17 protein-coding genes are annotated in these 17464 nt (G+C 72.0%); 3 read left to right on the forward strand and 14 right to left on the reverse strand.

What is annotated here, in order from left to right:
- Positions 1–11 precede the first annotated feature (11 nt).
- The 12 genes from ACZ4VK_RS11255 to ACZ4VK_RS11310 all read right to left on the reverse strand — a co-directional run bounded on the left by ACZ4VK_RS11255 (position 12) and on the right by ACZ4VK_RS11310 (position 12554).
- On the reverse strand, positions 12–1112 hold the full coding sequence (locus ACZ4VK_RS11255; protein ID WP_468350899.1) for a polyprenyl synthetase family protein: 1101 nt from the start codon (positions 1110–1112) through the stop codon (positions 12–14).
- Positions 1109–2557, reverse strand: coding sequence for a hydroxysqualene dehydroxylase HpnE (gene hpnE, locus ACZ4VK_RS11260; protein WP_468350901.1), 1449 nt, complete (start codon positions 2555–2557; stop codon positions 1109–1111). The genes ACZ4VK_RS11255 and hpnE overlap by 4 nt, the downstream gene beginning before the upstream one ends.
- 82 nt (positions 2558–2639) lie before the next feature.
- Positions 2640–3590, reverse strand: a complete 951-nt coding sequence (hpnD, locus tag ACZ4VK_RS11265) for a presqualene diphosphate synthase HpnD (RefSeq protein ID WP_468350903.1) — start codon at positions 3588–3590, stop codon at positions 2640–2642.
- Positions 3587–4498 (reverse strand): squalene synthase HpnC, encoded by a 912-nt coding sequence (hpnC, locus tag ACZ4VK_RS11270; protein WP_468350905.1) that lies wholly within the window; start codon positions 4496–4498, stop codon positions 3587–3589. Before hpnC ends, hpnD begins: the two co-directional genes overlap by 4 nt.
- 313 nt (positions 4499–4811) lie before the next feature.
- Complete coding sequence (locus tag ACZ4VK_RS11275; RefSeq protein ID WP_468350907.1) at positions 4812–5459, reverse strand: TetR/AcrR family transcriptional regulator; 648 nt, start codon at positions 5457–5459, stop codon at positions 4812–4814.
- A gap of 109 nt (positions 5460–5568) precedes the next feature.
- Positions 5569–6354, reverse strand: coding sequence for an ABC transporter ATP-binding protein (locus ACZ4VK_RS11280; RefSeq protein WP_468350908.1), 786 nt, complete (start codon positions 6352–6354; stop codon positions 5569–5571).
- Entirely contained in the window at positions 6347–7276 is a 930-nt protein-coding gene (locus ACZ4VK_RS11285; RefSeq protein WP_468350909.1) for an ABC transporter permease, read from the reverse strand. The genes ACZ4VK_RS11280 and ACZ4VK_RS11285 overlap by 8 nt, the downstream gene beginning before the upstream one ends.
- A gap of 48 nt (positions 7277–7324) precedes the next feature.
- Positions 7325–8170, reverse strand: coding sequence for a glycosyltransferase family 2 protein (locus ACZ4VK_RS11290; RefSeq protein WP_468351999.1), 846 nt, complete (start codon positions 8168–8170; stop codon positions 7325–7327).
- A 47-nt stretch (positions 8171–8217) separates the two neighbouring features.
- Positions 8218–8997 carry a CDP-alcohol phosphatidyltransferase family protein gene (locus tag ACZ4VK_RS11295; RefSeq protein ID WP_468350911.1) on the reverse strand — a complete coding sequence of 260 codons (780 nt, stop codon included), beginning with the start codon at positions 8995–8997 and terminating at the stop codon, positions 8218–8220.
- The gene (locus ACZ4VK_RS11300; protein ID WP_389679833.1) at positions 8975–10036 is read right to left on the reverse strand and encodes an iron-containing alcohol dehydrogenase family protein; all 1062 of its coding nucleotides are present in this window, start codon (positions 10034–10036) and stop codon (positions 8975–8977) included. Before ACZ4VK_RS11300 ends, ACZ4VK_RS11295 begins: the two co-directional genes overlap by 23 nt.
- A complete protein-coding gene (locus ACZ4VK_RS11305) occupies positions 10024–10761 on the reverse strand; it encodes a phosphocholine cytidylyltransferase family protein (RefSeq protein ID WP_468350913.1) in 738 nt (245 codons plus the stop codon). The genes ACZ4VK_RS11300 and ACZ4VK_RS11305 overlap by 13 nt, the downstream gene beginning before the upstream one ends.
- Positions 10758–12554 (reverse strand): DUF5941 domain-containing protein, encoded by a 1797-nt coding sequence (locus ACZ4VK_RS11310; protein ID WP_468352001.1) that lies wholly within the window; start codon positions 12552–12554, stop codon positions 10758–10760. Before ACZ4VK_RS11310 ends, ACZ4VK_RS11305 begins: the two co-directional genes overlap by 4 nt.
- A gap of 414 nt (positions 12555–12968) precedes the next feature.
- On the opposite strand from ACZ4VK_RS11310, the gene ACZ4VK_RS11315 reads away from it, so the two are divergent.
- The 3 genes from ACZ4VK_RS11315 (at position 12969) to idi (ending at position 16128) form a co-directional block, all read left to right on the forward strand.
- On the forward strand, positions 12969–13910 hold the full coding sequence (locus ACZ4VK_RS11315; protein ID WP_468350915.1) for a cation diffusion facilitator family transporter: 942 nt from the start codon (positions 12969–12971) through the stop codon (positions 13908–13910).
- 197 nt (positions 13911–14107) lie between these two features.
- Positions 14108–15355, forward strand: a complete 1248-nt coding sequence (locus tag ACZ4VK_RS11320; protein ID WP_468350917.1) for a bifunctional class I SAM-dependent methyltransferase/N-acetyltransferase — start codon at positions 14108–14110, stop codon at positions 15353–15355.
- A 152-nt stretch (positions 15356–15507) separates the two neighbouring features.
- Entirely contained in the window at positions 15508–16128 is a 621-nt protein-coding gene (idi, locus tag ACZ4VK_RS11325; RefSeq protein ID WP_468350919.1) for an isopentenyl-diphosphate Delta-isomerase, read from the forward strand.
- On the opposite strand, the gene ACZ4VK_RS11330 is transcribed toward idi, so the two are convergent.
- Both ACZ4VK_RS11330 and ACZ4VK_RS11335 read right to left on the reverse strand, forming a co-directional pair.
- A complete protein-coding gene (locus ACZ4VK_RS11330; RefSeq protein WP_468350921.1) occupies positions 16094–16651 on the reverse strand; it encodes an ATP-binding protein in 558 nt (185 codons plus the stop codon). The genes idi and ACZ4VK_RS11330 overlap by 35 nt on opposite strands.
- 94 nt (positions 16652–16745) lie before the next feature.
- Positions 16746–17462, reverse strand: a complete 717-nt coding sequence (locus tag ACZ4VK_RS11335; RefSeq protein ID WP_468350923.1) for an HdeD family acid-resistance protein — start codon at positions 17460–17462, stop codon at positions 16746–16748.
- Between the last annotated feature and the right edge of the window lie 2 nt (positions 17463–17464).

Genomic DNA, 17464 nt, shown 5'->3' on the forward strand with positions numbered 1-17464 from the left:
GGTGATGGTGATCATCTCTTCCGTACGACCACGAAGTCGGCGAGCGCGGTGAGCTGCGCCCGGACACGGGCGGGCATGTCCACCTCGTGCAGGGCCTCGATCGCGACGGTGTGCTGGCGGCGGGCCTCCTGGGAGGTCCACTCGCGTCCTCCGGCCTCTTCGATGAGGGCCGCCCTGATGGCGAACTCCTCCTCGGAGAAGGTGTCGAAGTCATGGGACTTGGCGTCCGCGGCGAGGAGTTCGCCGAGCCGCTCGGAGGCCGGTCCGCCGGCGGCGAGCGCGGCGACGACCGGGAGGGACTTCTTGCGCTGGCGCAGGTCGCTCCAGGTCTGCTTGCCGGTGGCCTCCGGGTCGCCCCAGATGCCGAGCAGGTCGTCCACGGCCTGGAAGGCGAGGCCGAGGTGGTAGCCGTACTCCTCCAGCTTGTCGGCGGTGCGGTCGTCGGCCCCGCCGAGGACGGCGCCGATGGAGACGGCGCAGGCGAGCAGGGCGCCCGTCTTGTTGCCCTCCATCTCCAGGCACTCCTCGACGGTGACCCGCTCGCGGTGCTCGTACGAGATGTCCTGGGCCTGCCCGTCGATGAGCTTGCGGGAGGCCGTGGTGAGCCGGCGGGTCGCCCGGCCCGCCTCGACGGTGCCGAGTTCCAGGAGCAGCTCGTTGGCGAGGGCGAACAGGGCGTCGCCGACGAGGATGGCCTGGGCGGGTCCGTGCACCTTCCACACGGTGTCGCGGTGGCGGCGCTGCTCGTCCCCGTCCATCAGGTCGTCGTGCAGCAGCGAGAAGTTGTGGACGAGCTCCACGGCGACGGCGCCGGGGATGCCGACCTCGGGCGCGGCGCCCGCGGCCTCGGCCGACAGCAGGGCGAGCGCGGGGCGGACGGCCTTGCCGCCGTCGCCGTCCGCGGGATTGCCCTCGGCGTCGATCCAGCCGAAGTGGTAGGCGGCCACGGTGTCCATGGGCGGCGCGAGGCGGTCGACGGCCGCCCGCATTACGGGGGTGGACAGGGTCCGCCCCCGCTCAAGCAGTGCGGACACGTCCGCGGTGTCGACGGCCGGATTACCCGGCGGCGCAGTCGGCACGGTCTCTCCTCTTGTTCCGGTACTCACACTCATGCCGCCTCCTGCAGCGGATGGTCATGGCGGCGGCCGAGGGCGGAGAGCGCGGCACCCGCCGCGCTGAATCCGCTGCGGACGGCACCCTCCATGGTCGCGGGCCAGCCGGTGGCGGTCCAGGCGCCGGCCAGGTAGAGCCCCGGGGCCTGGGTGCGGGCGCCGGGGCGGAGCCGGCCGACGCCCGGGGTGGGGGCGAACGTGGCCGTCCGCTCCCTGGTGACGAAGAAGTCGCGGATCCCGGCGCCGCGCGCTGCGGGCAGCAGCCGCTCCAGCTCGGGGAGGTACTTCGCGCGCAGGGCGGCGACGGGTTCGTCGATCTCGTCCTGGGCGGCGGACTGGGAGACGGCGAGGTACTGGCCGCCCACCCGTCGCCCACCACCACCCTTGTCCGAGGGCCCTTCGGGCCCGCCCCTCAGTAGCCCGGAGGATTCGGTGCGGTCGAAGACCCACTGCACCGGGGAGCCGAGCGTGGTGAAGAACGGCCGCCTCAGCACCTTGCGGTCGTAGACGACGTGCAGGTTGAGGATGGGGGCGACCGTGATGTCGAGGAGCCGGTCGGCGTCGTCGAGGGCGCCCTCGGGCAGCAGGCCGTGGGTCTCCTGCTGCGGTACGGCGAGGACGACGGCGTCGGCCGTGATCGTCTCGCCGGGTACGTCGACGGCCCAGCGTCCTTCGCCGGTACGGGAGATCCGCTCGGCCTTGGTACGGAGCAGCGTGCGGACGCCGAGGGCGTCGAGCTCCTTCGCGGCGCGCGTGTCGTGGAGTTCGCCGAGCGGGACGTGGGCCCAGCCGATGTCGGCCGCGCCGGGCTCGGAGAGCAGCCCGGTCTTGAAGACCATCGCGGCGAGCCCCATGGAGGCCTCGGGGGCGGGGGCGTTGAGGGTGGGGATGCCGACCAGGTCCCAGAGGGCCTCGATGGCCCGGGGGGTCTGTCCGTGCCGGCCGAGCCAGGTGGCGAAGTCGATGCCGTCGAGCGCGGGGTCGGCGGGGTCGAGCTTCTTCAGGGCGAGCGCGGCCCGGCCGACGGAGGCACGCTCGGCGAGGGAGAGGTGGGGGTACGTGGCGAGGCTGCGCGCGAGGTGCAGCGGCACGGGGAGGTTGTCGCGGCGGATCCGGCCGAGCCGGGGTCCCCGCGGATGGCCGACGTCGAGGACGGGGACGTCGAGGCGGTCCTGGAGGGGGGCGAGCCGGGCTCCGTCGATCCGGTCGAGGAACCAGCGGTACGCGGTGCAGCAGCGCAGATAGACGTGCTGGCCGTTGTCGACGGTGAGGTCGCCGCGGCGGAAGGAGAAGGCGAGCCCGCCGAGCCGGGGCCGGCCTTCGAGGAGGGTGACGCCGACTCCGGCGCCGGCGAGCTGGAGCGCGGTGGTGATCCCGGCGAGCCCGCCGCCGACGACGACGGCGTGGGGCTGCCGGGCGTGCTGCTCGGTTCCGTCGTGGGTCACACGGCCTCCGTTCGGGTCGTCGCGGGCAGGGACGCCGGGACGGCGCCCTGGGTTGCCCGGTGGGCGGTGGCGCGGGGGCGCATCAGGCACGCCCCCTGACGGCGCGGCGGGCGATGTGACGGGTGTCGAGGCCGGAGAGGCCGCGCACCGCGACGTACGCCTTCTCGTGGCCCGGCAGCGAGACCCGGCCGCGGAGCACGGCCCCGGGGTCGCGTTCGATCCGGTCGAGGAGGCGGCGGTAGATGCCGGCCATGGCGGCGACGCAGGCGCCGCTGCGCCGGTCGAGCATGGGAAGCAGCCGGTAGCCCTCGGCGAACAGGGCGCGGGCGCGCCGCACTTCGAAGTGGACGAGCCCTTCGAAGTCGGCGCCGACGGGCGGGGTGGAGCCGCGGAAGCCGTCGCCGCAGCCGAACTTGGCGAGGTCGTCGGCGGGGAGGTAGGTCCGCCCGTTGCCCGCGTCCTCGCGTACGTCCCTGAGGATGTTGGTGAGTTGGAGCGCGAGGCCCAGGGTGTCGGCGTACTCGGGCGCGCGCTCGGCGCCCCGGGCGCCGGGCTGCGTACCGAAGACGCCGAGGGAGAGCCGGCCGATCGCCCCGGCGACGCAGCGGCAGTAGACCTTGAGGTCGTCCCAGGTCTCGAAGGTCGCGCCGTGCACGTCCATGAGGACGCCGTCGATGAGTTCGTCGAGGCCGCCGAGCGGGATCGGGAAGCGGCGGGCCGAGTCGGCGAGGGCGACGGCCACGGGGTCGGTGTCGTCCTCGTCGACCTCGCCGGCGCGGACGCGGTCGAGCAGGGCGCGGGTGGCCTCCAGGCGTTCCCGCTTGACGCCGGGCGCGAGCGTGCCGTCGCCGATGTCGTCGACGCGCCGGGAGAAGGCGTAGAGCGCGGACATGGCCTGGCGCTTCTCGGTCGGCAGCAGCCGGATCCCGTAGGCGAAGTTGCGTGCCTGCTGTCCGGTGACCGCCTCGCAGTAGCTGTAGGCGGCCTGTACCGGTGCGGACGGCTGGGGCTGTGCCTCCACGGTCGCGCTCACCCCTCTCTCCGCGCCCGGAGCAGTACCGCTCCCACCTGGCGCATCAGGCTCGGCTTGGTGGATTTCGGTGCTCCGGCCAGTACGTCGTATCCGGCGTCGGTGATCGCGTCGAGCGCCGCGAGTCCTCCGGCGGTGAAGCCCGCGAGGAGGAGGCGGAGCCGGCCGTGGACGCTGCCGACGAGCGGCAGGCCCGCGTGGAGCAGCTCGCGGGCCCGCTCCACCTCGAAGGCGATCAGGGCGCGCGTGGAGGCGCCCGCGGTGGGGTGCGCGAGGTCGGCCTCGGTGACGCGGAACCGCTTGAGGTCCTCGGCGGGCAGATAGATCCGGTCGCGGCCGAGGTCCTCGGCGACGTCCTGGAGGTGCTCGACGATCTGGAGGGCGGTGCAGATCTCGTCGGAGCGCCTGATCCGCTCGGGGGTGTCGGTGCCGGTGATCGCGAGGACGAGCCGGCCGACGGGGTTGGCGGAGAGTTCGCAGTACGCGAGGAGGTCGTCGTACGTCTCGTAGCGGCTGACCAGCTGGTCCTGGCGGTTGGCCGCGATCAGGCCGAGGAAAGGGCCGGGGGTCAGCCGACAGCGCCGTACGGTCGGCTGGAGGGCCCGAAGGAGGGAGTGCCGGGGGGTGCCGTCGAAGACGCGGCGGAGGTCGGCCTCGAAGGCGTCGAGGAGGGCGAGACGGTCCTCGGCGGTCTCGGGGTCGAGCCCGAGGTGGCGGGCGTCGGCGCCACCGGGGGCGAGGTCGCCGTCGCCGATGTCGTCGACGAGCCGGGCGAAGCCGTAGACGGCCATGAGGTCGTCGCGCCAGGCCCGGGGCAGGAAGAAGGGGGCCACGGGGAAGTTCTCGTCCGCGGCCTTGCCGAGTGTGGCGCGTGAGGAGGCGTCGGGGCGCGCCCGCCCGGTGTCCGTCACAGGTCGCTGCCCGACGGAGGGACGGCGACACCCTCGTGGAGCTGGAGATTCTGCGTCATGGCCGTCACGTCTCCCGTTCTACACTGCCGATCCAATCCATCCTATTTCGGACACGCCGCCGACCCCTGCCCGTAGAGCCGCCGCCCGGGGGCCCGATGGTCGTGGAGTATCGCCCTACTTGCCGCGAAACAGACCGGTCCAGCTTACGTTGTACGACGGCCGTCGCCATTCCGGGATGGCGGGCACGGACAAGGTCACCCGTACGTGTCGCCAACCCGCCTGTCCCGCAAGGGAGTTCGGTCCGGGATGCGACTCAGACGGCGCGCGCGCCGGAGACCACCATGGCGAGGGTCGCCTCGACGACGACGTTCCTGCCCTGTGCGGAGAGGCGGCGAAGAGGCCCGTCGACCAGGAGGAGTGACAGTCCGTGCACGGCGGACCACGCGGCGGCTCCGGTGGCGGGGCGCGCGCCGAGCCGGGCGGCGCCGCACCGGGCGAGCGCTTCGAGCGCCTCCCTGAGCAGGGTGAACGCGGGGACCTCGGGCTCGGCGGGCTGTCGCTCCGGTGCCGGTTCGGCCGCATCGGCGGGGCGGGGGACGCAGAACGCGGCCCGGTAGAGGCCGGGCTGCTCGACGGCGAAGCCGACGTACCCCCGGCAGAGGGCGGCGACCCGGCGCTCGGCCGCGAGCGCGGAGTCGTCGGCGCCCGGCTCGCGCGCGGCGGCCCGCTCCATGGACGCGGCGAGCTCCCGGCGGGCGTGGGCCCTGACGGCGCGGAGGAGTTCGCCGCGTCCGTCGAAGTGCCGGTAGGCGGCGGTGGGCGAGACGCCGACCCGGCGGGCCGCCTCGCGCAGGACGACCCGCTCGGGGCCGCCCTCGGTGGCGAGGCCGACGGCCGCGCAGATCAGCGCGTTACGCAGATCGCCGTGGTGGTAGGTCTTTCCCCCCGAGATCGCTGCCATGGACTCATCCTGCCCGATGTTTACCGCATGAACATTCCAGGTGGCGGCAGGACGCGCGGAAAACGGAACGGCCCCCACCGGAAGGGTGGGGGCCGTTCGGGGCGCGAGGTCAGCGGGCGGTCTCCCGCTCGTAGGCCTTGAGGACCTCGTCCGTGGGGCCGTCCATCAGGAGCTGACCCTTCTCCAGCCAGAGCACCCGGTCGCAGGTGTCCCGGATGGACTTGTTGCTGTGGCTCACCAGGAAGACCGTGCCGGCCTCCTTGCGGAGCTCGCGGATGCGCTCCTCGGAGCGGATCTGGAACTTGCGGTCACCGGTCGCGAGCGCCTCGTCGATGAGGAGGACGTCGTGGTTCTTGGCCGCCGCGATGGCGAAGCGGAGCCGGGCGCCCATGCCGGAGGAGTACGTGCGCATGGGCAGGCTGATGAAGTCGCCCTTCTCGTTGATGCCGGAGAAGTCGACGATCCCCTCGTACCGCTCGCGGACCTCCTCGCGGCTCATGCCCATGGCGAGGCCGCCCAGGATCACGTTGCGCTCACCCGTGAGGTCGTTCATGAGGGCCGCGTTGACGCCCAGGAGCGAGGGCTGCCCGTCGGTGTAGACCTTGCCGGTCTCGGTGGGCAGCAGACCGGCGATGGCGCGCAGCAGCGTCGACTTGCCGGAGCCGTTGGAGCCGATGAGGCCGATGGCCTCGCCCCGGTAGGCGGTGAAGGTGACACCGCGGACCGCGTGGACCTTGCGGACGCCCCGGGTGACCTCGGCCTTGCCGCGGCCGACGATCCGGCTGAGCGCCGCCGTGGCGCTGCCCTTGCCCCCGCCGCCGGTGTTGACCCGGTAGACGATGTGGACGTCGTCGCAGATGACGGTGGGGACGTTGCCCTCGTTCGTGTCAGCCACGGCCGTACCTCTCCTCGGCCTTCCAGAAGTAGACGAAGCCGCCGATGCCGACGACGAGCGCCCAGGCGAGGGCGGTCATCCAGACGTGGTTCGGCAGGTTGTCGGAGCTGTAGCCGTCGATCAGGGCGAAGCGGATCAGGTCCATGTAGACCGCCGCCGGGTTGTACATGAGGATGTCGGCGATCCAGGCCGGCTTGTCGGCGAGCATCACCGGGATCGAGAACATCACGCCGGAGGCGTACATCCAGGTCCGCATGATGAACGGCATCAGCTGGGCGAGGTCGGGCGTCTTGGAGCCCATCCTGGCCACGATCATGGCGAGGCCCACGTTGAACACGAAGTGCAGGAACAGCGCGGGGATCACCAGCAGCCACCGGAGGGAGGGGTAGCTGCCGAACGAGAGGACGATCGCCACGAGGACGATCATCGAGAACAGCAGCTGCTGGAGCTGCTGGAGCGAGAACGAGATCGGCAGGCTGGCCCGCGGGAAGTGCAGGGCCCTGACGAGACCGAGGTTCCCCGAGATCGCCCGGACGCCGGCCATGACCGAGCTCTGGGTGAAGGTGAACACGAAGATGCCGGTGACCAGGAAGGGGATATAGACCTCCTTGGTCATCCCCTGTCCCGCGCCCAGGATCAGCCCGAAGATCAGGTAGTAGACCAGGGCGTTGAGCAGCGGGGTCGCCACCTGCCACACCTGACCCAGCTTGGCCTGGCTGTACTGGGCGGTCAGCTTGGCGGAGGAGAAGGCCAGGATGAAGTGGCGGCGGCTCCACAGCTCGCGGACGTACTCGAACAGCCCGGGCCGGGCGCCGCTGACGGAGAGGCCGTACTTCGCGGCCAGCTCGGCCGGAGCCAGGCCCTCGTCGACGGACGGAGGCGCGCTCGTCGCGACCGCCCCGCCCTGGTGTGTGTCACTCACAGTCGAAACTTTCGTGTTCAAGATGCGCGGCACGTCGGTACCACGATGTCAGACGACCGGGGGGCGACCCAGCCGGGTCAGCCGCCACACCGTACGCCACCTCATGGGGCGGCGCGGTCCGCAGGGGGTCGTCCAGCCCTGGCGGAAACCGCCGCACCACGCCTTCAGCGCGGGGAGCGAGGGCCGCCGGGCCAGCGTGAGCAGGAGCCAGACGCCGAGATAGACCGGCACCAGGGGCGCGGGCAGATTGCGACGTGCCAGCCACACTCGGTTGCGGGCCACGTTGAAGTGGTACGAGGCGTGCCGGGACGGGGCTGTGGTGGGGTGCAACAGCACCATGTCGGAACGGTAGTCGATCATCCAGTCGGCGTCGAGCGCGCGCCAGGCGAGGTCGGTCTCCTCGTGCGCGTAGAAGAACTCGCCCGGCAGACCGCCCACTTCGGCGAAGACCTTGGTGCGCACCGCGTTGGCCCCGCCGAGGAAGGTGGTCACCCGCGAGGAGCGCATCGGGTCGGCCGCGCGCAGCCGCGGCACGTGCCGGCGCTGGGTGGCCCCGGTCTCCGGGTCGGCGATCCGGAAGCTGATGATGCCGAGCCGCGGATCGGCGGTGAAGGCCTGCCGGACCAGTTCCGCGGTGTCCTTGTGGGCGAGCTTCCCGTCGTCGTCGAGGAACAGCAGGACGTCGACGTCGGTGCCGCCGGGGCCGAAGGCCTCGATGCCGGCGTTCCGGCCGGCGGGGATGCCGACGTTCTCCGGCAGCTCGACGGTCCGCACCCAGTCGGGCACCCCGGTGACCGGGGTGCCCTGCCCGACGACGACGACCTCGACCCGGTCGCCCTCCTGCTCGGCGACCGAGTCGATCAGCGCGCGCAGGTCGTCGGGGCGGTTGCCCATCGTGATGACGACGGCTCCCACCCTGAGCGGCGTGCTCGCGGCCGGCCTCACTTCAGCCTGCTGGAGACCATGATCGAGACCAGGTGCAGCACGGTCTGGAGCAGCGCGATGCCGGCGAGGACGGCGACACCGATGCGGCTGAAGAACAGGTCGCCGCGGACCTGGTCAGCGATCGCGAGGACCACGATCAGCAGGGAGGCCTCGATACCGAGGACGAGCCGGTGGAACTTGAGCGCCGCGGCGGCCCTGCGGGCGAGCGCCATGCCGGAGGAGCGCGGCTCGGAGGCCGCCTCCTTGACGGGCGGCAGACCGCCCTGGTGGCGGGCGACGCCGACGAGGTCGGTCTCGGCCTTGATCAGGATGGCGCCGAGGGCGGCGAGCGTGCCCAGGAAGGCCCACAGCCAGTCGATCCGGCCCGGGCCCCACAGGTCGGCGGCGCGCAGACCGAAGCCGACGAGCACGGCCGCGTCGCACAGATAGGCGCCGACCCGGTCCAGGTACACCCCGCCGAGCGAGAACTGCTTCTTCCAGCGGGCCACCTCGCCGTCGACGCAGTCGAGCAGCAGATAGAGCTGGACCATGAGCGCGCCGAGCAGCGCCCCCGGGATTCCCGGCACGAGCAGCGCCGGGGCCGCGAGGACGCCCGCGAGGGTCATGACGTACGTGAGCTGGTTCGGCGTGACCTTGGTGCCGACGAGCCTGCGGGTGATCCTGAGGGAGATCTCCCGCATGTACAGGCGGCCGCCCCAGTGCTCACCGCTCCGCCGGTCCTTCACACCCGGCGGGTGGACGACCGGTCGGAGCTCAGCTACCGATGGCTTTTGCATAGTCGGCGTACGCGTCCCTGATCTCGTCGTCGGACAGGTCGAGGTGTTCGAGGATGGTGAAACGGCCCGGCCGGGTCTGCGGGGCGAAGGACACCGCCTGCACGAACTCGTCCACGGTGAAGCCCATCTCCTCGGGGAGGACGGGCAGCCCGTGCCGGCGCAGGGTCTCGACCATCTGAGCGGAGCCCTCGCGGGCGCCGCGCAGGTGCATGGCGAAGGCCGCTCCGAGCCCGCACTGCTCGCCGTGGCTGGCGGCGCGGGTCGGGAAGAGCAGGTCGAAGGCGTGGCTGATCTCGTGGCAGGCGCCCGAGGAGGGGCGGCTGTCCCCGCTGATCGACATGGCGATGCCGGACATCACCAGGCCCTCGGAGAGCGAGACGAGGAAGTCGTCGTCTCCGACGCCGCCGGGGTGGCGGAGCACCGCCTCTCCGGCGCTGCGGGCCATGGCGGCCGCGAGGCCGTCGACGGGCTCCCCGGTGATCTCGTGGGAGAGCTCCCAGTCCGCGATGGCGGAGAGGTTGGAGATCGCGTCGCCGATGCCGGAGCGGACGAAGCGGACCGGCGCCTCCCTGATCACGTCCAGGTCGATGACGAGGGCGATCGGGGTGGGCACGCCGTAGGAGCCGCGGCCGTTGTCGTTGTCCAGGGTCGAGATCGGGGAGCAGATCCCGTCGTGCGACAGGTTGGTGGCGATGGCCACGAGCGGCAGCCCGACCCGGGCCGCCGCGTACTTGGTCACGTCGATGATCTTGCCGCCGCCGAGGGCGACCACGGCGTCGTACCGCTTGCCGCGCATGGCGTCGGCGAGCTTCACGGCCTCGTCGATCGTGCCGCCCGAGACCGGGTACCAGTCGGCGCCCGGGAGCTCGGCGGCGAACTGGTCACGCAGCTTGAGGCCCGAGCCTCCGCTGATGGCGACGGCGATCTTGCCGTTGCTGGAGATCCGCTGGTCCGCGAGGAGCGCGGACAGGTCGTCCAGCGCTCCCCTGCGGATGTCGACGACGACCGGCGAGGGGATCAGCCGAGTCAGTACTGGCACGCGATCTCACGGCCCTTCGCGAGGTCGTCGTGGTTGTCGATCTCGACCCACTTGACGTCGCCGATGGGGGCCACGTCGACGGTGAAGCCGCGGTTGACCAGCTCCTGGTAGCCGTCCTCGTAGTAGAGGTCGGGGTCGCGCTCGAAGGTGGCCTTGAGGGCGTCGGCGAGCTCCTCGGCGGCCTCGGCCTCGATGAGGGTGACACCGATGTACTCGCCGGTGGCGGTGGCCGGGTCCATCAGCTTGGTGATGCGCTGCACACCCTTGCCCTCGGCGGTGATGACCTTCATCTCCTCGTCGGCGAGGCTCTTCACCGTGTCGAGCGCGAGGATGATCTTCTGGCCGTTGCCGCGGGCGGCGAGCAGGGTCTCCTCGACGGAGACCGGGTGGACGGTGTCGCCGTTGGCGAGGATCACACCGCGCTTGAGGACGTCACGGGCGCACCACAGGGAGTAGGCGTTGTTCCACTCCTCGGCCTTGTCGTTGTCGACGAGGGTGATGGTGAGGCCGTACTTCGCCTCAAGGGCCTCCTTGCGGTCGTAGACGGCCTCCTTGCGGTAGCCGACGACGATCGCGACCTCGGTGAGGCCGATCTCGGCGAAGTTCTTCAGCGTCCCGTCGAGAATCGTGGTCTCGCCGTCGACAGGCACGAGGGCCTTCGGAAGGGTGTCGGTGTAGGGGCGCAGACGCCGTCCGGCACCGGCTGCCAGTACGAGACCGATCATGCTGTTTCTCCTTCGTCGTGAACGGCGGGTGCTCCGGCGGAGACCCAGAAGCGGAGGGACTCCACGAGCACCACGAGGGCGACGGCTGCCGCCAGGGCGGTCAGTGCCAGGGTGAAGTCGTCGCCGCGGTCCGCCAGCAGGGCGGCGAGGACGGCCACCAGGAGCGTGCGCCCCTCGTGTCCGCCGGTGACGCGCACCAGCCACGCGGGCGGCGCGCCGGTGCCGCCGCGGATGCGGTACACCGTGTCGTAGTGATGGTAGGCGACCGCCGCGACAAGCCCGAACGCCGCGGGGAGTGCCTGCGGGGAGTCGGAGCGGGCGGCGAGCACGAGGACGGTGGTGTACTCGGCGGCGCGGAAGAGCGGGGGGACGAGCCAGTCGAGGGCGCCCTTGAGGGGGCGGGCGACGGCCGCGCCGGCGAGCACCACGTACAGGACCGCGATGACGACGGTCTGCCGGTCGCCGAAGGGGCGGGCCAGGACGGTGGTGAGCAGCGCGCCGGTCGCGATCGCGGCGAGGACGACGCCGGGGCCGAGCAGACGGGTACGGGCGAGGGAGCGGGCGACGACCCCTGCGAGCGGCCCCGAGTCCGCGAGGTCCGCCAGGGCCTGGGCGGCCCGGTCCGTGCGCTTCGCCTTGCGGGTCAGGGAGCGCAGGACGCGGCCCGCCGTGGTGTAGCAGGCGCCGAAGGCGCAGCCGATGATCAGTGCCCAGAAGACGATCCGGGGGCTGGTGACGGCCGTGAGGACGGCGATCATGGCCCAGCGCTCGCCGATCGGCAGAATGATCATGCGGCGGGCCCAGACGGTCCAGCCGAGGCTGTCGAGCCGACTGGAGACGGCGAGGCTGGTCTTGGCGGTGGCGCCCGTGCTCTCGGCGTTGGCCTCGTTGAACGAGAAGTCCACGACGTGCCGGCAGGTCATGAGGATCATCGCGCCGAGCGCGAGCGCCCACACGTCGTCGCCGTTGCGGGCGGCGCCGAGGGCTAGGCCCGCGTAGAAGGCGTACTCCTTGGCGCGGTCGAAGGTGGCGTCGAGCCAGGCGCCCATCGTCGAGTACTTCAGCGCGTAGCGGGCGAGCTGCCCGTCCGTGCAGTCCAGGACGAAGGAGACGAGGAGCAGGACGCCGGCGGCGATGTAGCCGCCGCGCTCGCCGGTCGCCGCGCAGCCGGCCGCGATCAGGGCGGTGAGCAGGGAGGCGGTGGTCACCTGGTTGGGGGTGAGACCGCGGCGCGCGCACCAGCGGGCGATGTAGCGCGAGTACGGGCTGATGAAGAAGGTGGTGAAGAAGCCGTCGTGGGCCTTGACGGCCGAGCGGAGGCGTACGGCCTCCTCGTCGACGGCCTCGACGGCGGCGCGGGCCTCGTGGCGGGCCTCCGGGTCGGCGGGCACGGTGGCGACGAGCGTTCCGAGCTGGGGCCGGTGCACGGCGACGCCGTCGGCGCCGAGGGCGTCGGCGAGGGTGCCGGGGAGGTCGTCGGTGGCGGTGGCGGCCTTGAGCGCGCGGGTGAGCGCGCGGGTGAGCGCGGGGCGGGCCTCGTGCTGTGCGGCGAGGGCGCCGGGGGCGGCCGCGGCCGGGAACCGGGGGTCCGTGAGGGTGAGGCGCAGGGCGTGCAGGTGGCCGACGAACCGGGGGTCGACGAGCGCGACGCGCTCACCCGCCGGGACGGCTGCCAGCAGGGCTCCGGCCTCGTCGGCGTCCGACGCGGCCTTGACGTCGAAGCCGAGCGCCCGCAGATCTCCGTCGAGCGAGGATCCGGGTGCCGGCGGGCCGGTGAGGATGGCGGTCGACAGACGAACTCACTCCTTGGAGCTGACGGAGGGGCCGGCGGGGCCATGGCGGCCCCGGGCGCGGCGGTGCGGCCCGGCACGGGGCGGCGACACGTCGGCTGAGGCTATCGGATGAACAGAAGCGTGAGTTCACCGAGGCTTCGCGGGCAGGACTCCCCCGGGCCCACCGGTGTCCTCGTGGGTGCGCCCCGCCCCGGGGTGATCATCATGGGCGATCAGCGACACGCCTCACAAACCACGGCCGGAGCCGGCCCCGGCGACGGGCCGGGGCGACTTCTCGCCATGGCCGGTCGTTTATGCATCACCGCAGGTCAGAGCATATGACAACGGTGTTCAGTACCGTGTTGCACATACCCCCCACCCGTAGTTCACTTGCGACTCGGGGCACCTGCGACCACATGATCTGGAGGCCATTCCATGGGGGCTGGACACGACCACGGGCACAGCCACGGCGGACCGCCGCCGACCGGCACCGCCGGGGCCGCGTACAAGAACCGGCTGCGGATAGCACTCGGCATCACGCTCTCCGTGATGGTGATCGAGATCATCGGCGGTGTGCTGGCCGACTCGCTCGCCCTGATCGCCGACGCGGCGCACATGGCGACCGACGCGGTCGGCCTCGCGATGGCGCTGCTCGCGATCCACTTCGCCAACCGGCCGCCCTCCGGGAACCGCACCTTCGGGTTCGCCCGCGCCGAGATCCTGGCGGCGCTCGCCAACTGTCTGCTGCTGCTCGGCGTCGGCGGCTACGTGCTGTACGAGGCGGTCCAGCGGTTCGTCGAGCCGGCCGAGACCAAGGGCGGCCTCGCGATCACGTTCGCGGCGATCGGTCTGGTCGCCAACGTGATCTCGCTCTCGCTCCTCATGCGGGGCCAGAAGGACAGCCTCAACGTACGCGGGGCCTACCTGGAGGTGCTCGCGGACGCCCTGGGGTCGGTCACCGTGATCGTCGCCGCCGGCATCATCCTGGCGACGGGGTGGCAGTACGCCGACCCGATCGCCTCGATCGTGATCGGCCTGATGATCGTCCCCCGTACGGTCAAGCTGCTGCGCGAGACCCTCGACGTACTCCTGGAGGCGGCTCCCAAGGGTGTCGACATGGCGGAGGTGCGGGCGCACATCCTGGCCCTGCCGGGCGTCGAGGACGTGCACGACCTGCACGCCTGGACGATCACGTCGGGGATGCCCGTGCTCTCGGCGCACGTGGTCGTGGACCCGGGCGCGCTGGACTCGGTCGGCCACGAGAAGATGCTGCACTCCCTGCAGGGGTGCCTCGGGTCGCACTTCGACGTGGAGCACTGCACCTTCCAGCTGGAGCCCGAGGGGCACGCGGAGCACGAGGCGAGGCTCTGTCTCTGACCCCGGCAGGCTGTTAATCTCCTCGTACGCACGTATGGAGAGAGGAGCTGAGGTTGATGACCGTCGCGATGGAGGCTGCCCGCAGCGGCAGCGCCCGGTCGTCCCTCAGCCTCCGGGTCTCCGGCTGACCTGATCCCGGTCTTCCCACCGGTCCGTCACGTCGTCGGCCGGGGCCCTCTCACCAAGGGTTTCCCACGTTGTCCGACAACGCTCTGTACGACTCCTTCTTCGCCCTGCACCACGGTCTTCCGCGGCAGGGCCCCGGCTCCGACACCACCACCCGACGGCTCCTCACGCTCGTGGGGGAGCTTCCGGAGCGTCCCCGCGTGCTCGATCTGGGCTGCGGCCCCGGCCGCTCCGCGCTGCTCCTCGCCGCCGAGGTGGGCGCCGAGGTGACCGCCGTCGACACCCATGAGCCGTTCCTCGCGGAACTGCGGCGGTCCGCCGCCGCCCGCGGACTCGACGGCTCCCTCCACACCCTCCGCGCCGACATGGGCGCACTGCCGTTTCCCGACGGCTCCTTCGACCTCGTCTGGGCCGAGAGCTCGGTGTTCATCCTCGGTTTCGACCGGGCGCTCGCCGAGTGGCGCAGGCTCCTGGCACCGGGCGGCACGCTGGCGCTGACCGAGTGCGTCTGGACGACCGGGGAGCCGGGCCCGGTGGCCCGCGCCTTCTGGGACGAGCACTACCCCCTTCGTACCGTCACCGGCAACGCGGCGGCGGCAGTCGGGGCCGGCTACCGGGTCCTCGGGACCCTCACCCAGCCGGAGAGCGACTGGGACGAGTACTACGGTCCGCTGGCCGCGCACGCCGAGGCCGCGGACACCACCGTGCCCGGCATGGCGGAGGCGGTGGCCGGTGCCCGCGCCGAGATCACCCTGCGCCGGGACCACGGCTCCGACTACGGGTACGCCGGATTCGTCCTGCGGCCCGCCGATCCCCGGTGGCCCACCCGCCGGGAGACGGCGGCGGACGCCCCGGCCGTCCGGCGGGTCGTGGCGGAGGCCTTCGGTTCGGACGCGGAGGCCGATCTGGTCGACGCGCTCCGGCGGGACCCCGCCGCCTGGCTCCCCGGCCTGTCGTACGTGGCCGAGGCCCCCGACGGCTCGGTCGCGGCGCACGCCCTGGTCACCCGCTGCCGGGTCGGCGACGCGCCTGCGGCGGCGCTCGCCCCGGTCTCGGTCGCTCCGGAACACCAGCGGACGGGGGCCGGGCAGGCCGTCGTCCGCGCGGTGCTCGACGCGGCCCGGCTGCGGGGCGAGCCGTTCGTGCTCGTCCTGGGCCATCCGGAGTACTACCCGAGGTTCGGGTTCGTACGTGCGTCTGAGTATGGAATCAGGCCAGGTTTCGAGGTCCCCGACGAGGCGATGATGGTGCTCGTGCTCGACGACTCCGCAGCCGTTCCGGCGGGCACGATCGTCTATCCGGCGGCTTTCGGGGTCTAGCCTCCTCGTGGCGTCCCTCCGCTCCCGCCGCACCGGTGGTAGTCCGGTGCGGCGGGAGCGGCCACGTCCGGCCGCCGAAGTACGGACAAGCCGGTTTTGTACGGCAGACTGAGGTGGCCCCACCGGGCCGAGGACCGAAGCGAAGGATGGGTATGCCGACCACACCAGCCACCGCGGCTCAGATCTCGCCGGAGATCGTGTCGAACGGTGTCCAGCCGTCCGGAGCCCCGGCGCCGATCATGCTCGAACTGGTCGACGAGGACGGGACGACCATCGGCACGGCCGAGAAGCTCGCCGCCCACCAGGCGCCCGGGCTGCTGCACCGCGCCTTCTCCGTCTTCCTCTTCGACGAGTCGGGCCGGCTGCTGCTCCAGCGCCGCGCGCTCGGCAAGTACCACTCCCCCGGCGTCTGGTCGAACACCTGCTGCGGCCACCCCTACCCGGGCGAGGCGCCGTTCACGGCGGCCGCCCGGCGGACCTTCGAGGAGCTGGGCGTCTCGCCCACGCTGCTCGCGCAGGCGGGCACCGTCCGCTACAACCACCCCGACCCGGCCTCGGGCCTGGTGGAGCAGGAGTTCAACCACCTCTTCGTCGGTCTGGTGCAGGCCGACCCCCGGCCGGACCCGGAGGAGATCGAGGACACCGCCTTCGTGACCGCCGCCGAGCTGGCCGAGCGCCACGGCGCCGCGCCCTTCTCCGCCTGGTTCATGACGGTCCTCGACGCGGCGCGTCCGGCCATCAGGGAGCTGACGGGTCCGTCCGGGGGCTGGTGACGACCGGCTGATGGATCACTGCCTCCGGCCCCGGTGCCATCGGGGCCAGGGGCAGTGCCGCCCAGATGATCTTGCCGCCGCCCGCCGTGTGCTCGACGTCGCAGGCGCCGCCGGCCTCCTGGGCGATCTCGCGGACGAGGAGCAGCCCGCGGCCGCCCGTCTGCCCGTAGTCCGCCTCGAGAGCCTTGGGGCGGTACGGGTGGTTGTCCTCGACGGACACCCGGATCCACTCGGGGCCGATGGCCACCTCCACCGCTATCTCCGGCGACAGCAGCGCGGCGTGCCGCACGGCGTTGGTGACCAGCTCGGAGACGATCAGCAGCAGGCCGTCCATGATCTCCTCATGGAGCGGGACGCCCTGGCGGACCAGAAGGTCGCGTACGGCGTGCCGGGCCTGCGGGACGGAGACGTCGACCGCGGCAGCGGTGAAGCGCCAGACTCCTTCGTAGGACGGTTGCCGGGCGGGGCCACCTCCGCGGGTCTCCACGGTACGGTTCCCACCCTCGTGCTCGATTCTCGCCACGGATCGAGTCTTGGCAATGCGCGAGGGCGGACCGGCCTACTGACCAGAAGTCGACACTTATCGGCTGCTTTCTGATCGGCTGAGTATGCCGATGTCAGTTGTTCGACTGATCGGGCGCGTTTTCTGATGACTTCGGGGACCGCCCGTGAACCGGGGTCGAGTCCGGGGTCGGGTCCACGGTCGAGGTGGCGGCCGGGGGCGGGGTCGGGGTCGGGGTCACCATACTGACGATCCGTCGCCCGCCCACGCCGATCGCGATCAGTCCGAGGCCGTCGAAGAGCAGCGCGAGCGAGAAGAAGACCCCGAGCACGTACCGGCTGCTGTCCGGCCAGTCGAAGAGGACGAGCAGTCCGAGCAGCAGGCCGAAGGCTCCCTGGAGCAGGGTCCAGCCGAACTGCGGCCCCCGCACCACCACACTGCCGACCAGCCGGAAGACACCACCGGTGAGGAACAGCAGGGCCGCGAACATCGTCAGCGCCTCCGCCGAGCCCTCCGGGTGACGGATCACCACGAGACCGGCGGCGATGTTCAGGGCGGCCACCACCACGGCGAGCCAGAAGTAACTGGTGCCCCGCGACTGGATCGCCTGGAGCAGGCCCACGGCACCGCCGATCAGCAGCAGCCAGCCGAAGAGGAGCATCGAGGTGAGGGTGGCGACGCCCGTGTAGACCAGACCGACGACGCCGCCGACCACCAGCAGGATGCCGAGCGCGGCCAGCCAGCCGAAGCTGCGGCTGAGCTTCTTCCCCTCGCGCGCCATGTCCTGGACGGGGTCCGGGTCCTCACGCGTCTCACGGGTGTCCTTGGCCATGC

The organism is Streptomyces sp. NPDC028711, assembly GCF_055565415.1.

Bases quoted from the DNA above. Each gene is read 5' to 3' on its own strand.
- ACZ4VK_RS11255 (WP_468350899.1), bottom strand. From the start codon at position 1,112: ATGAGTGTGAGTACCGGAACAAGAGGAGAGACCGTGCCGACTGCGCCG.
- ACZ4VK_RS11275 (WP_468350907.1), bottom strand. From the start codon at position 5,459: ATGGCAGCGATCTCGGGGGGAAAGACCTACCACCACGGCGATCTGCGT.
- ACZ4VK_RS11290 (WP_468351999.1), bottom strand. From the start codon at position 8,170: ATGGGCAACCGCCCCGACGACCTGCGCGCGCTGATCGACTCGGTCGCC.
- ACZ4VK_RS11295 (WP_468350911.1), bottom strand. From the start codon at position 8,997: ATGCAAAAGCCATCGGTAGCTGAGCTCCGACCGGTCGTCCACCCGCCG.
- ACZ4VK_RS11305 (WP_468350913.1), bottom strand. From the start codon at position 10,761: ATGATCGGTCTCGTACTGGCAGCCGGTGCCGGACGGCGTCTGCGCCCC.
- ACZ4VK_RS11315 (WP_468350915.1), top strand. From the start codon at position 12,969: ATGGGGGCTGGACACGACCACGGGCACAGCCACGGCGGACCGCCGCCG.
- idi (WP_468350919.1), top strand. From the start codon at position 15,508: ATGCCGACCACACCAGCCACCGCGGCTCAGATCTCGCCGGAGATCGTG.
- ACZ4VK_RS11335 (WP_468350923.1), bottom strand. From the start codon at position 17,462: ATGGCCAAGGACACCCGTGAGACGCGTGAGGACCCGGACCCCGTCCAG.